Annotated in this window: 14 protein-coding genes; 4 read left to right on the forward strand and 10 right to left on the reverse strand. The window is 48.8% G+C overall.

All coding sequences use genetic code 11. The features are described 5' to 3' along the window. Positions 1 to 143 (reverse strand): MerR family transcriptional regulator (locus L3N51_RS11095; RefSeq protein ID WP_238027313.1); only part of this gene is annotated, 143 nt, incomplete at its 3' end. Positions 144 to 220: 77 nt separating this feature from the next. On the opposite strand from L3N51_RS11095, the gene L3N51_RS11100 reads away from it, so the two are divergent. Continuing rightward, entirely contained in the window at positions 221 to 463 is a 243-nt protein-coding gene (locus tag L3N51_RS11100; protein ID WP_238027284.1) for a hypothetical protein, read from the forward strand. Positions 464 to 648: 185 nt separating this feature from the next. Further along, positions 649 to 819, forward strand: a complete 171-nt coding sequence (locus L3N51_RS11105) for a hypothetical protein (RefSeq protein WP_238027285.1) — start codon at positions 649 to 651, stop codon at positions 817 to 819. 2 nt (positions 820 to 821) lie between these two features. Here the strand turns inward: L3N51_RS11105 and cpsA are convergent, their stop codons facing one another. Both cpsA and L3N51_RS11115 read right to left on the reverse strand, forming a co-directional pair. Continuing rightward, on the reverse strand, positions 822 to 1997 hold the full coding sequence (gene cpsA, locus L3N51_RS11110) for a carboxypeptidase CpsA (protein WP_238027286.1): 1176 nt from the start codon (positions 1995 to 1997) through the stop codon (positions 822 to 824). A 304-nt stretch (positions 1998 to 2301) separates the two neighbouring features. Further along, positions 2302 to 3483: an AAA family ATPase gene (locus tag L3N51_RS11115; RefSeq protein WP_238027287.1), complete on the reverse strand. Its 1182-nt coding sequence runs from the start codon at positions 3481 to 3483 to the stop codon at positions 2302 to 2304. A 126-nt stretch (positions 3484 to 3609) separates the two neighbouring features. Here L3N51_RS11115 and speB point away from each other — a divergent pair, with 126 nt between their 5' ends. Together speB and L3N51_RS11125 are read left to right on the forward strand one after the other, a co-directional pair. Next, a complete protein-coding gene (speB, locus tag L3N51_RS11120) occupies positions 3610 to 4542 on the forward strand; it encodes an agmatinase (RefSeq protein ID WP_238027288.1) in 933 nt (310 codons plus the stop codon). Beyond that, the gene (locus L3N51_RS11125; protein WP_238027289.1) at positions 4514 to 5251 is read left to right on the forward strand and encodes a 5-formyltetrahydrofolate cyclo-ligase; all 738 of its coding nucleotides are present in this window, start codon (positions 4514 to 4516) and stop codon (positions 5249 to 5251) included. The genes speB and L3N51_RS11125 overlap by 29 nt, the downstream gene beginning before the upstream one ends. Positions 5252 to 5253: 2 nt before the next feature. Here the strand turns inward: L3N51_RS11125 and L3N51_RS11130 are convergent, their stop codons facing one another. The 7 genes from L3N51_RS11130 to L3N51_RS11160 form a co-directional block, all read right to left on the reverse strand. After that, the gene (locus L3N51_RS11130) at positions 5254 to 5544 is read right to left on the reverse strand and encodes an antibiotic biosynthesis monooxygenase family protein (RefSeq protein ID WP_238027290.1); all 291 of its coding nucleotides are present in this window, start codon (positions 5542 to 5544) and stop codon (positions 5254 to 5256) included. Between the two features lie 31 nt (positions 5545 to 5575). Next, entirely contained in the window at positions 5576 to 7222 is a 1647-nt protein-coding gene (soxC, locus tag L3N51_RS11135; RefSeq protein ID WP_238027291.1) for a proton pump complex cytochrome B SoxC, read from the reverse strand. A gap of 45 nt (positions 7223 to 7267) precedes the next feature. After that, the gene (soxL2, locus tag L3N51_RS11140) at positions 7268 to 8248 is read right to left on the reverse strand and encodes a Rieske iron-sulfur protein SoxL2 (protein WP_238027292.1); all 981 of its coding nucleotides are present in this window, start codon (positions 8246 to 8248) and stop codon (positions 7268 to 7270) included. A gap of 306 nt (positions 8249 to 8554) precedes the next feature. Next, entirely contained in the window at positions 8555 to 9496 is a 942-nt protein-coding gene (gene cbsB / locus L3N51_RS11145) for a cytochrome b558/566 subunit B (RefSeq protein ID WP_238027293.1), read from the reverse strand. After that, positions 9493 to 10908, reverse strand: a complete 1416-nt coding sequence (gene cbsA, locus L3N51_RS11150; protein ID WP_238027294.1) for a cytochrome b558/566 subunit A — start codon at positions 10906 to 10908, stop codon at positions 9493 to 9495. The genes cbsB and cbsA overlap by 4 nt, the downstream gene beginning before the upstream one ends. Before the next feature lie 73 nt (positions 10909 to 10981). After that, entirely contained in the window at positions 10982 to 13339 is a 2358-nt protein-coding gene (locus L3N51_RS11155) for a plasma-membrane proton-efflux P-type ATPase (RefSeq protein ID WP_238027295.1), read from the reverse strand. A 41-nt stretch (positions 13340 to 13380) separates the two neighbouring features. After that, positions 13381 to 13809, reverse strand: coding sequence for a hypothetical protein (locus L3N51_RS11160; RefSeq protein ID WP_238027296.1), 429 nt, complete (start codon positions 13807 to 13809; stop codon positions 13381 to 13383). Positions 13810 to 13937: the final 128 nt, after the last annotated feature.

The raw sequence follows: 13937 nt of genomic DNA on the forward strand, positions 1-13937 counted from the left end.
GCCAATCTCTCAACGTCCTCCTCCCGAAATCTCATTTTCCCAGATGGCAATCTCTCTGGTTTTATGTACCCCTTTTTTACGTATTCCTGCAATGTTCTGTAGGAGATTCCCAGTCTCTGGCATACTTCTTTGGGTCTTAGCATCATATTGTGATTTGTAGACAAAGTATTTAAACTTCACGCTTTAACGAAAACAGTTTTCGACGGCAATTAAACTATGGTTGAGAGAGACGGAGGGCATACCCAGCGAAAATCGCGCAGTACTGAGGAGAAACAGGGAAGCTATTGAGGCATTGGATAAGGGAAAGTTTGTCTTGGTGTGTGATGGTAAGTTCATAGGGGCATTTGATACTGAAGATCAGGCAATAGAGGCCTCCAGAGGTTACAGAAAATGCGTTATTGATAGCAGAAGTTACTCACCAATTAGAGGAGAGTGGGGATGGGGATCGATTGCTTCAGAGTGACAGACAGGCCAGAGATAGAGGTAGAAGTTCTGGATCCATCTTCTATGGAAAGCGTAAAGGTTAATGCCATAGTGGACACTGGATTCTCAGGTTAGCTACTTGTCCCCTTTCATATTTACCAAAGGATATCATCGCTGGAACTCCACGAAGACAAATGGAACGTTTACTCCACGCTGAGTGGGAACGTGAGAACTAGAGTAGCGAGGTCTATCATCACATTGGGCGGAGTAAAGATACATGGATTCGTGGAGACGCCCATATTTGGAAGGGAGTTATCCCTGGTGGGAAGGGAGTTACTCAAAAGAATTGAATTACGTCTTGTTAAGGGACAGGAGGTCTGTGTGGGCGATCCTTAGTTTCAGGAGGAGAACCTGTTAGCCAAGAGGACCAGCGCAGTCACCCCTATCTTCAGAGCGTCTTCATCTACGGTGAACTTTGAGCTGTGGTTGGGGTAAACTATCCCCTTCTCCTCGTTTCTGGTTCCAAGGAAAATGAAGGATCCCTTTGCCCTCTGCAGGAATCGGGAGAAATCCTCTCCGCCCATGACCGGTGGGGTCTCCTTCACCTCTCCCCCCGGGATCTCCTTGAGTATCTCCATAACTCTCTTCGTGGTGTCTGGATCATTCACGGTAACAGGGTAGGCATCCTCCTTGAAATTAACCCTGCACTCCGCTCCATATGCCTCGCAGATTGACTTCACAATGTTGTTGAAGGACTTGAGAACCATCTCCCTCACCTTCTCATTAAGTGTCCTGATGGTTCCCTCCATCACCGCCCTATCCGGGATGATGTTATCCTTGGTGCCTGAATGAATGCTTGTTACGGAGAGAACGAAGGGTTCGAGGGGGTTGACCTGTCTAGATCTGATCCCCTGTAACGCGTTAACTATCATGGCGGAGATATAGACCGGATCCACGGTTTCGTGGGGAGCGGACCCATGTCCGCCTCGCCCTACCACCTCCACCTTGAAGGAATCGGGACAGGCCATTATTGGTCCTCCGCGTGTGGCCAGGGTTCCTGAGGGATAACCCGACATCACATGCAACCCAAAGACGTAATCAACGCCATCCATGACACCCGCCTCTATCATGGGAAGTGCACCTCCCCTTCCTCCGTCCTCTTCAGCCGGTTGGAAGATGAGTCTGACCTCCCCGATCTCGTCAAGATGACGCGATAGAATTGTGGCCGCCCCCAGAAGCATGGCAGTATGCGCGTCGTGACCACAGGCGTGCATTACCCCGGGTTTCTTGGAGGCGAAGGGTAGGCCAGTCTCCTCAGTTACGGGAAGAGCGTCCATGTCGGCCCTTAACGCCACAACTCCCCTCCTTTTTCCCCTGATCACGCCCAGCACTCCGGTCTCAGTCCCTACCCCCTCCCTCACCTCGATTCCCAGGGACCTGAGGTAACTGGAAACCAGTTTTGCCGTATCATATTCCTGATACGATAACTCTGGATTCTCGTGAATCCTCCTCCTCAACTCTATTACTTTACCCTCTATCTGCTTCGCCTCATTGAATATCCTTTGGGCTTCCATATTCTGATATTCACTTCTCCCATTAAAAGGTGAGTTTATCCTCTTCACGGAGGGAACGCGTCAACATGTTTATGCCAACATATTCCCACCGGATTCAGGAAGTCCTCATCCTTTCTCATCATCTTCAGATCAACGGCGAGCAGACCCAAACATTGGAATGAATCCCGCCAGTTGCAGGAACGTTACAGCAACCGTCCTCGAAAGCCCTCCTGGATACCCTGAGGTAAGGGAGGACTCTCCTGGATTGAAGGGTTGTGTCAAGGGATCACATTGAGAACCAGTCTGCGACATCATAATCTCGTTCTCACTGTAATACCCTAACCGATATCTCGTCCGCAATCTGCCTCAGTTCCTCCGGTCCAAGACTTTCGTCCGCGTCGAACCCTGGCCTATCCCTCAGGCTCACCAGTCCCACACGTGGAATTCCAGCATTCCTAATCCTAGACACAGCCCTCTCTGCCTCCCTCCTATCCAGCTCACCCATCTTAACCTCATACCCTATCACTGGTCTCCCGTCCCTCAGGATCACCACGTCTATATCCTCGTGTGGTGAGTACGCCATAATCCCACCATGTTTCTCAGCAAGTAATTCGCCCACCGCAAACTGAACCTCCCTTCCCAGCGGTAGTTCACCAACGCTCTCCGTTACGGACACATTATACTTCGCCTCAGCGTAGAACATCAGGGACAGGATAGGGGAGGAGAGTCTATAATACCACCTCGCCCTCCTCTTGGGTCCAAATATCTCCATCTTCTCCACAAGTCCCAGGCTGGCCAGAACGTCAAGATATCCGCTGACGGAAGATGCGGTCACGTCCAGACCCTTTCCTGCCAGGCTACCGGCTATCACGGAAGTGTTCCACTCTCCCTCCGCCAGGGACATGAGGATGGCCTCATACAGTGTTGTCAACTGCCTTTCCTCCTCCTCAAATATTTCACCCACCAGACCCTTGGTCACCATGTAAAGCTGATATCCCCTGTCCTGAACCTCCCTCACATCCCTCACGAAGGGTATAACCCATGGATCCTTGTACAGGAGCGCCAGGAGTGGATCCCTCACAGCGTGAAGTGCTTCAGCGTAGTGAATAAGACCCAGTCTGAAGGGCATAACGAAACCTAGGAGAGGGCTCCTGGAATCAAACACCTTCTTGGATATTCTGAAACTCGAACCCACAAGTACAAGTTTCCCGTGTTGACTCAGGGATCCAAACACTTCCCAGTACCTCTCTGGCATCCTCTGAAACTCGTCCACAACTACCGTCCCTTCTCGTCTCAGCGTCTCTCCCAGTTCCCTCAGCGCATCCCTCAGGGGTCTGATCTCGCCATCAGGGTAGAACGCCTGAAGGTCCCTGGTCACGGTGAAATAAAGGTCGTGCTTGAGATACTTCCTTATGAGATAGGACTTGCCCACCTTTCTGCGCCCGAACATAAGCGTCCAGTCCCTGAGGTTCATCACGTCCTTGTATTCCCTTCTCTGTATTTCCATAGTTATATAATCGTGGTTATATAATCGTGGTTATATAATTTTCGGGAGAATCAGTGCGAGTTTCAAACCTCGAGAAGGGATACTCCAACATTAAACCATTTTTAGTTTTGAGACACTATCTTAAGCATGAGACAGATAGACGCGCTCAAATCCCCCAGGTTTGCTCAAATTTCGACCTTTGCTAGGTTACCCATGTGCGGAGAGGAAAGGGTCGAGGCAATATTCATGGGAATTCCCTTCGATGACGCCACCACTTACAGGCCGGGGGCCAGATTCGGGCCAATGGGAATTAGGGACGGTTCCAGGCTGTTGAGGCCCTACAACCCATTCCAGAGGGTATATCCACTGGACGAGTTATCAGCCTGTGACGGTGGTGACGTGGACGTGATTCCGGGGCATATTGAGGATACCATGAAAAGGATTGAGGAGGCTCTGGTGGAAAGGATGAGGAGCTCCACCCTCTTCCTGGCAGGAGGAGATCACTCCATCACCCTTCCCGTGTTGAGAGCGGTGCACAGGGTACACGGGAAGGTAAACCTGGTTCATCTGGACTCACATTACGACTTCTGGGACTCCCACTGGGGGAAGAAATACGATCACGGAACATGGCTCAGGAGGGCACTGGAGGAGAACCTTCTGAACAGGGTTATCCAGGTGGGGATAAGGGGATCCCTTTTCTCCCATGAAGACGTGGAGGATTCCAGGAGGCTGGGTATAACGTCATTTAACATCAGGGAGGTGAAGAGGGATCAGGAAAGGGTGATAAGGGAGATCAACGGTCTGGAGGGACCAACCTACATATCATTTGACATAGACGTTGTGGACCCGGCCTTTGCCCCGGGAACAGGTACGCCTGAGGTCGGTGGTCTCACCTCATTTGAGGCTCTGGAGATAATCAGGTCGCTGAACCTGAACCTGGTTGGCTTCGACGTGGTTGAGGTCTCCCCACCATACGACGTAAGCGAGATAACCTCCATGCTGGGAGCTAATCTGATATATGAGGCAATGAGTTTGAAGGCGAGGATGAAGCATGGAGAGAAAGGTGAAGCAGGAGATTAGGGAGAGGATCTGGAGGTTAATGGAGGAGAAGAACGTAGCGTCGTTTCCGAGACCGGTGAGGGGGAGGATACCAAACTTCAAGGGAAGTGCGCAGGCCGCCAAGATCCTGTCAGAGACGCAGGAATTCAGAGACGCGAGGGTTATCAAAAGCAACCCAGATTCACCTCAGGCCCCCCTCAGGGAACTGGTCCTGAGAGCCAGGAAGACCCTGGTGGTTCCAACCCCGAGATTGAGGGGTGAATTCTTCCTTATGACAGAGAAGGCCTGGGACAATCCCAGAGAGGCATCCAAGATTGTAAACTTCTCCTCCTTCGGAGAGAGGGTTCACTTCAAGGACATACCCAAGATAGATCTTATCGTAGTGGGCTCGGTCGCCGTGTCTCCAGAAGGGAGCAGGGTGGGAAAGGGAGAAGGATACAGTGAGCTTGAATACGCCATACTTAGGGAGCAGGGTTTCGTGGACGACAAGGTACCCGTGGTAACGACAGTGCATTCGATCCAGGTTGTGGACCACATACCTGTGGAACCCTTTGACGTTCCTGTGGACATGTTTGCCACGGAGAAAGATCTGTTCAGGACCAATCCCAGACCAAAGCCCCAGGGCCTTCTCCTGGAGTATCTAACACCTGAGAAGGTACTCGATACTCCTTACCTTCAGGAGTATCTCAAAGAAACCGGTAGGCTAAACAGGGTTCTTGGAAGGATCTAGATTCATTCCAGTTGCTGTAATACCCTGTGTGTGGGCCTTCCCTCTATGATTGTCTTTCCGTAAGAGGTGGTATCCCTGTATGCCTGGCTGGATACGAACTGCCTGAAAACATCCAGGTTCTCCCACTCACTATAGATGAGGTACTCCTGGGGATCGGATACGCTCCTGTACAACTTCCCGTCCTTGAAACCGGGGAAGTTCTTCTTTAGATATTCCAAGACCTTGGAGAAGGTTTCCTCGAATTCCTTTTCATGACCCTTTTTGACCCTATAATAAAATCCTACATTTATCATATTTTGTAAAAAGGAAAAGAAGATAAAAAAATTATTCTTCCTTCTCAACGGGCTTCTTATACACTACGTAGTGGTAGAGCGAGATGACTTCGCCCAGCATCAGGAAGACCAGTCCCAGATCCACGCCGAACAGGTTCGAGGCGTAACCTGTGGGAGGAATTGTCCACATCTGCGCCACTATCACCACCACCAGTACGAACAAAATGCTCATTAGAACTTCGGCGAACTTCCTCTTAGTCTCGTTGGAGGTCGGAGTCTCGGTTGTGGTTTTCACTTCGGGCACAGCATTGTTGGGAAGTCCCTTACTGAGAACAACCTTACCCATGGCCTTGCTTCCGATGAAGAATAGGGAGCCCGTAAACACGGCAATGGCAAAGGTAAAGAGACTTGGATAGTCAATTAGCTCCACTACGGAACCCGCAAATAACATGGCCACAACCATGAAGAGGAGAGACGTTAGGGGCGATATTCCTCTGGATGGCTTCAACTGAGCGTCCACTGGTTTAATGAAAGTCAAACCCAGTGCCACGATAATTGCGGGTATTAGATAGGCGATAACCTGGTCCTTAACACTCACCTCCACACCGGGAGCTAGATCTCCCCAGAGGGATGTCTGTATTAGGTACGTAATCATGAGGATGCCTATACCCGTGAATACCTTCCTTTTGAGCGGATGGAGTTCGTCACTTCTATCAATGAATGGCAAAATGATGAGGTACACTAGTGGTATTATCACACCAATCATCAGGAAGATTACCACATCGCTCGTGAAGTCAGCAATCTTGTAAAGGAATAGGAAGAACCACGGCGGGTAAGTAGTGATATGGGCTGCAGCGGGGCTATTTGGTGGTGGAGCGGGTTTGGGATTCATGAACGGGTTGAAGTACTGAGGTAAACCATTCAGGTAAGCAAGAGCGTTTGGAATGGCCAGGATGAAACCCCACGTCATAAATATTAGTGAGCTCATGTAGACGAAGTTCCTTGGCCACCATGGATTGAACTTGGACCATTCTTCCTTGGTGTAAACTGCAGGAGCCTTGGGCTTAACCTTTCTAGAAGGCATCATGCCGTAGTGCTCTGCCAGGAAGAAGTGAAACACAAACAGCAATCCTATGAGTGCAACTAGGATGATGTGAAGGGCCAATACTCTAGTATAGTCTCCGGTGTCGTAATTTCCGAAGATGATGGGTATCAGGAATGATAGCTGGGGTATTGATGTTATGATTCCTGCACCCACATCTACAGCGCTCACTGCAAGCGCATCGCCAATGAGGCTATATCCAAGGAAAGAGGCACCTAGAGTAAGGACAAGCATGAGGACGCCAAGTATCCAGAGGAGTTCCCTGGGCTTCTTGTAGGCCCCCACGAAATAATTCCTGAACATGTGAACGTAGGCGAGGATAATCATGGCGTAGGCACCATAGAGGTGACTGTAGAGAACCACGGACCCGTAGGGAACCTGATTGATTATGGTCTCGGTTGACTGATAGCCAGCTGCAGCGTTATAGTAGAGAAACAGGATCAGTCCTGATATAACGGTGTAAATGAACGAGGCAGCAACCAGCGCACCCAGCCACTCATTAACGTGATACATGTAGTCCGGTGTCTTGAAGAAGGGCAGGTCGTCCAGTCCCAATCTTTCCGAAAACCAGTTTGAAACCCTTTTGGTTAAACTCATGTTTTCACCTCATGAGACCATACAATTAAACTCTCACCGTTGAACTCATGATCCCGAAAACGGGTTTGTGTTGGCCTGGACTTGGGTCTTTGTTCCCACTGAACTACCGTATTGGGACGTATCAAGATCCTTAGATGGGTCCTGAGACGGAACTCCATCCGATCCCTCTGGATACGTTGCCACGCCTATTGCGCCAATGGCATAGAGATAGTCTGTGGAACTATCGTACTCGAGGAGAACAGCAGGCAGTGGCCTTTGTGTTGGGCCCGTTAGTACTGCACCTCCCTTATAGGGATCGTATGTGGAACCGTGGCAATCGCAATGAATTAACGCCGGTATATTGGCCTGCTTGGCAGCCAGCAAGGCCTGAGCAGTTAATGTGTCTGGTTCAGGTGCGGTTAGCTGGGAAGGTCCCACATACTGTGGAGGATAGAAATGTATGTAAGGAGGTGTGCATCCCAGGTGCTGGCATATGGCCGAGTACGACACAATGGAGTTGTTTGGTCCCACACCTCCTGGGAACTTATACGTCTTCCCTGTTTGTGGTACAGTAACCTCGACTGGGGAAATGGAAATTGGATTTCCTGACTTGTCTCCCAAGTTAAGGAGGAAGTTAGGTTCTCCGGTTAAAGGATACTCATAGAGAGTGATGATGGGACTATTCACTGGGATGGATGACGCCTTCAATGGATTCCCTGAGACGTCCACAAGAAGAGATTTGGGGAAGCCAGCAGCCTGCTCCACAGGAGGAACGAGCACTCTCAGTCCGGGAATGATCCCCACAACTGTGGCAGCTGCAACGCCTATAACTATCCCCTTTAAGAAGTTTCTTCTCCCCTCGTCAACTCCGCCCACATTCTTACCCACGTAATTGAAGAAATAGTCCTCACCCTTCTCCACGAATTCCCTGCTATCGAATCTAGTCTTTGGATTCCTCATGGTTTTGAGTAACTTCTGTATGAAGTACAGATCAGAGGTTTTCAGGACACCCTTCTCGCCGTTCCCCAATCTGATTTTTAACGGCATTTAGTTATCACATCGCTATTATATCGTCACATTTATATTAAGACTTTGCCGTTGGACTGTTGATCAATTTAACAGATGATGAGCTTGAATATATCTTTCATATATCTCATTGGAATACATGAATCGATAATATGGTACCAATCATTCAGATTTGCTGATTACAATTTAATGTGGAGTATCTGTTAAGTGACGTATTTGGTTCTCTTTCGATCTGACATCTCGCAGAAACCTAGAGGTCTTTGATTACAGTGACTCCACACACTAATTACAAATAGTTTAAGTATTATAACATCATATAAAAGAAAATCAGGTTCTATTCTGTATCTTGCTTCTAATTACATCAACTAGACTACTTTTACCTTCCTTCATGTTGAGCAGGATGGTGCCAATGATTGGATATACCATGTAGAGAATTAGATGATAGCCATTAACTCCAAGAAAAACCGTTGTTATTATCATGAAGTATCCCAGTCCGGCGTACGGATTCTTACTGAGCGCAATGGTTACGGATAGGTAAATGGCGATTGCCAGGGATATCACAAACAGAGGAAGGGAGTAGGGGTTCGTGAGCACTATTCCAAACACCGAGGGCATTACCATGTTCATAATTATCTCCATGAATCTGTTGCTGGAAACCAGGAAGTAGATTGGAAGAAACGCGAAGAGCGAGGGAATGGAAGCCAAATAGGAGATGGAGGCCCTCCTTAGACTCAGATTACGTGAACTCCAGATAACAGTATACGCCAAGAAGCTGAGGAGGGATACCTCAAATACGAAGAGGTAATTAATCAGGAGTTCAACGTGGGATATATCCACGAGTAGCCCGGCTGCCACTAGGAGAACCACCATAAAAGCGGTGGGTAAATTAACAAGAGAGGTTACTGGGGCGCGGGCGAAGCTTTCCGCGATGCCAAGTATTCCCAGTGTAGCCACAATCACCTCATACATCACCCATAGGGGTGAGGTGAAATAGTTGTTTATGAGGGTGAACGCGGGAGAGATTAGGAGAAGAATTCCCAAGGGCAATAATGCCTTGACTTTTTTCCATGAGAGAATCGAGAAAATTCCTATTGCCAAGTAACCTAGGTATATACCAACCTGACCTAGCTTAGTTAACACGTTCTGGAAGGGAATCTGAATGGGTAAATAGGAAACCGAGAATATAAACTGAAGGATAAACTGAAAAATAGAGGCCAGAGCTAAAAAAATCAGAACTAACTTTACTGAATCCTCTCGAAGGGAGCTCATCTCCTGAACACCACGTACAGGGCTATAAGTGCAATAATTGCCACAATGGCGCCAATCACTGTAACGTCCACTGTAACGTTTCCTACGCTGGAGGAGCTAGTTGTGGAGGTGGTGTTAGAAGTGGTGGTCGTTGTGGTTGTGGTGGTCGTTGTGGTGGTCGGGGCGGAGTTGGAGAGGGTGAACTGGAGGAAGCCGGAGGTGATGGATTTGTCGAACAGGGTTTCACCTAGCTTGCCCTGCCATACGGCGAACGCCACGTAGTACGTGTTGCCAACCGTGAAGTTGGGCATCCACTTAGCGTAAGCTTGGGGCACTTGAAGGGGCCTCACGTACTCCACGGTCCAGAAACCGTTGGAGTAGGTTGCGCCTGTCTTCACGAAGAAGAGGGATCCGTTGAGTCCAGAGGAGGCCACGGGAGCGTACCATATCCCTGCAGTGTCAACCTCGTACATGTTGGTGTTGTTGGTGTAGAGGGGAACGGCGAAGCCCTGGTTGCCCGGGTCAGTGTATGGTAGGCCGGTGAGGGACTCGTTGTTCCACAGGTTCGCGGCGAATGCCGGATCGTAGGTCTTGTTGTTCCATGTGGCGCCGGAGACCCACATCCATATGTTTGCAGCTCCTCCCTGCTGTTGCAGAGAGCCGCCTGCATTCTTCAGTGTGAAACCGTCAAATTCCTGTCCCGGTACCTTTCCACCTATGTTCATACAGTCCGAGGTGGGAGGTATTACACTGCCCATGTACCACATTATGGCTGCCCTGTCAGGATAGTACCAGGTGTTGTTGGTGTAGTAACCGTAAAACATTCCGTTGTTGTACAGGAGGTCCTCCATGGGCCTCAGGGAGTGGTACAGGATGATACTACCGTTAGGCAGGACCTGAATCTGAGTCATGTTGGGAGTTGGCAATGTTATCCCTGAGTAATTCAGTATTAGCCTCCCTTGCTCCTGTTTTCCGTTAATTATAGCATAGTAGTTGCTGTATGAAGTGTTGAGTGTATACGTGACTCCAGGGGTTAGAAGGATTTCCCTGAACAGACCCGGACCGCTCGCCGAGGGATCCAGTGCACCTGCGGCTGCAGACCAGGCACCGAATGCAGGATCAGGGGCGGGCCAGCTCATTAGTACCATGAGGTCAGTGCCATTCCATGCAGTCTTAACCAGGACGTAATGGGTTATACCGGATGTTGGGGCCTGGGGTATGTTGGCCGTGAGGGAGATGTTGTCCCACGGGATTTTGGACCAGAAGCTCTCGGTTCCTGGAGCGTTGAGGTTTGCCGAGCCAGAGATCTTGTACGCCACTATCTGGGGGGTTGTCTGGGCCATGGGGACGCTGACGAAGCCCATGATGAGGGACGCGACGAGGAGTCCCACTCCTAGAATTACCAGGATTTTCCTGTTATCTAACCTGCGCATCAATTTAACCACGATAAAAATAGATCGGGAACAATAATAAACTTAAGAAATTGGACTCATGTTCAATTCAACTTTAAGTTAATCTTAGTAAACTTACCTTTATCTGATCGAACAACAAGTTGAAAGTAAATGCCATGAAAAGGACAGCTAGCGTTACCTGAATTGGAATAGGCGTAACAAGTATTCCAAGAGAGGAAATAGCAAGTACAAATAATATATCTGCTATTGAGGAGATTAGAAGAGGTTTGCTCGGGACTGAACTCCACATTCTTCCCCTGGTTCTCAGGATGTAAATGGTAAACTGGCCAGTGAACACTAGCATGTCAAATATCGCGGTATGTATCTCATTAACGTCCAGCTTGAGCGACATTGAAAACCAGAGGACGAAGAAGGATTCAACCAGCACGAGAAGGGCCAGTATCAGGGAGGACCTAACGATCTTGTTCACGTTCCATCTCTCCGGCTTCATGGAATAGGTGACGTTATCTGTTGCAATGGACATGGTGACGAAATCGTTAAGGAAGAGGAGAAGAATCACATCAAAGGGAGTGGTGACGAAAAACCTTGTCAGGAAGAAGGACAACGTGAGAAACAGCACGACCTGAAGGGTCTTTATTATCTTGTTCATTGTGTACGTGAGCATCCTTTGATATATCTTCCTCCCGGTCTTTATCGCCTCCACAATATCCGTTAACCCTTCATGGGTCAGTACCATGCTTGCGGACGCCTTGGCTACATCCGTGGAATTGTAGACGGCAATTCCCACCTCTGCCTGCTTCAACGCGGGAGCGTCATTAACCCCATCCCCAGTCATTCCCACCACATGACCGGTGTCCTGAAGAGACTTGACTATGGTGTACTTATCCTCTGGAAATACCTCCGCGAACACCTGACACTCTTCAACGTATTTACTCCTTTCCTGTGGAGATACCTCCCTGACCTCCCGCATATCGCACACCTTATCCCCAATTCCCACCTCCCTCGCTACCTCCACAGCAATCAGTGAGTTATCACCCGTGACCATTTTTGGAGCTACGCCCAGATTCTTTATCTCCTGGATGAACTTTGGACTATCGGGTCTGGGTCTATCGTATAGTGGGAGGAGACCTACAACCTCGAGTTTTTCCCTTCCCGCTGCCACAGCGATCACCCTGAAACCTCTAGCTGAAAGTGAACTCACCTGCTCATCAAACCATTTCTTATCAACGTTTGCAAGTTGTTCTATAACCTGAGGGGCTCCCTTCATGACCCTGATTTCTCCCTCTGGCGTGGAGATGATGGCCTCGGTTCTCTTCTTAGATGGATCAAATGGCTCAAAGCGTAACCTGGAATAAGGTGAGGAGATCCCCCTCTCCCTAGAACATTCTGCTACTGCGAGATCTATGGGGTCCTGAGTTGCCTCGTCTGATGCCAAAAGGGCGTAAACAACTACGTCCTTGTCACTATATCCCTTGGAGGGTATGGGGTCACCCACCCTGAGTCTGTTCTCGGTGAGAGTCCCGGTCTTATCCAGGTTTAGGACATCCATACTTGCAGCGTCTTCAGAGGCATTAAGCCTGGTGACCAGTATTCCCTTCCTGGAAAGCTCTTCAGCGCCCAGGGCCATGGCTATGGTAAAGGTAGCAGGAAGGGCTACAGGGACTGAGGCAATTAGAACAACTAGGGAGAAAGGTAAAACGTCACTAAGTCTGATCCCCGCGATAATTGCGAAAAGGGTGAGGGCAATCACCAGGATAACGTCTATGACTATCAGATATCTGACAATCTTCATAATGATGTCCTGAATGTGGGACTTGGCCCTGGCAACCTGAACCAGTTGAGTGGTCTTACCAAAGTAGGTCCTCGCTCCCGTGCTTATCACGATTCCCTTTGCTTCACCCCTCTTTACAATTGAGCCAGAGTAGAGGTTGTCCAGAGGTTTCCTTTCCACCGGTTGCGATTCCCCAGTTAGAGCTGACTGGTCTACTAAAATCTCTCCCTCCACTATCTTGATATCTGCGGGTACGATATCCCCAATCCTCACGGTGACCAAGTCTCCTGGCACCAGTTCCTTGGCCTGAATTGAGACCCATTTACCATCTCTCTTCACCTTTGCCATGACCTGTAATCTACGCTTCAGGAGTTCCACAGCGTTCTCGGCCCTGTGCTCCTGGACGAAACTTATTATGGAATTGAAGATCAGGAGAAAGAGAATTATGTACATATCAAGGAATTTCTGAAGGAGGAAAGTGAGGATCACTGTAACTTCCAGCATCCACGGGACGGGAGCCCAGAACTTCATAAGAAACTCTATAACCGGGCTTCTCCTCTTCTCCTTAACCTCATTGGGTCCAAACTTGAGTAACCTAGATTTGGCCTCTTCAGAAGTCAGTCCATCCAGTGTGGTATTGAGCGACTTAAGAAGGGTCTCTAACGTCTCATTGTCATTCATGTGAAATCTTTACTCGCCATGATTAATGTATCTTTCCCGGTTCAAGATCTGGCGCAGGAGATCTCCACTTCCTTTTCCTCCCCCTTCCTCTCCTCAAACAGAAAATGACTCGGAACCTTGAGATAATATGTGTTCTCGACCAGGTTTTTCCTTATGTGGCCTATAACCTCCTTCCAAGCATCCCTTGGATTCATCTTGCTCACTTTAGCTCCAGACTCCTTTGCAATAAGCTTAAGGTAGGAAACGCACATGGATCTGATGGAACAACTCCTGCAGGAATACTCATCCCTCTCCAAGTCCATCAATACCAGTTCCTTATCCTCCGTAACGTAGATGAGCTTCTCCTCCAATTCCATTTTTTCTCCCTTGGGCTCGAAGGATATCACTGCCTTGAACGCCAGTCCGTTGTCCTCCATTAAACCCAGTTCCCTCATTTTCCCGAGAACGAAATAGAAGTAGCTCTTACTCATCTCGCTTCTCTCGTGGGCCGATAACACCTTAATAAATTTATCATTCCCAATTTTATCAAATTTTTCTTTACGTAACAAAACAACATTCCTTTCTATAATAGGTCTGTCAATTTTAGAAATATTTAAGT

The organism is Metallosphaera javensis (ex Hofmann et al. 2022) (genome assembly GCF_022064045.1).
Lineage (GTDB): Archaea > Thermoproteota > Thermoprotei_A > Sulfolobales > Sulfolobaceae > Metallosphaera > Metallosphaera javensis.

Excerpts from the sequence above, each read along its gene's own strand:
- cbsB (WP_238027293.1), bottom strand. The coding sequence starts at position 9,496 with ATGAGCTCCCTTCGAGAGGATTCAGTAAAGTTAGTTCTGATTTTTTTA.
- speB (WP_238027288.1), top strand. The coding sequence starts at position 3,610 with ATGAGACAGATAGACGCGCTCAAATCCCCCAGGTTTGCTCAAATTTCG.
- L3N51_RS11155 (WP_238027295.1), bottom strand. The coding sequence starts at position 13,339 with ATGAATGACAATGAGACGTTAGAGACCCTTCTTAAGTCGCTCAATACC.
- L3N51_RS11130 (WP_238027290.1), bottom strand. The coding sequence starts at position 5,544 with ATGATAAATGTAGGATTTTATTATAGGGTCAAAAAGGGTCATGAAAAG.
- L3N51_RS11160 (WP_238027296.1), bottom strand. The coding sequence starts at position 13,809 with ATGAGTAAGAGCTACTTCTATTTCGTTCTCGGGAAAATGAGGGAACTG.
- soxL2 (WP_238027292.1), bottom strand. The coding sequence starts at position 8,248 with ATGCCGTTAAAAATCAGATTGGGGAACGGCGAGAAGGGTGTCCTGAAA.
- cpsA (WP_238027286.1), bottom strand. The coding sequence starts at position 1,997 with ATGGAAGCCCAAAGGATATTCAATGAGGCGAAGCAGATAGAGGGTAAA.
- L3N51_RS11115 (WP_238027287.1), bottom strand. The coding sequence starts at position 3,483 with ATGGAAATACAGAGAAGGGAATACAAGGACGTGATGAACCTCAGGGAC.
- soxC (WP_238027291.1), bottom strand. The coding sequence starts at position 7,222 with ATGAGTTTAACCAAAAGGGTTTCAAACTGGTTTTCGGAAAGATTGGGA.
- L3N51_RS11125 (WP_238027289.1), top strand. The coding sequence starts at position 4,514 with ATGGAGAGAAAGGTGAAGCAGGAGATTAGGGAGAGGATCTGGAGGTTA.
- cbsA (WP_238027294.1), bottom strand. The coding sequence starts at position 10,908 with ATGCGCAGGTTAGATAACAGGAAAATCCTGGTAATTCTAGGAGTGGGA.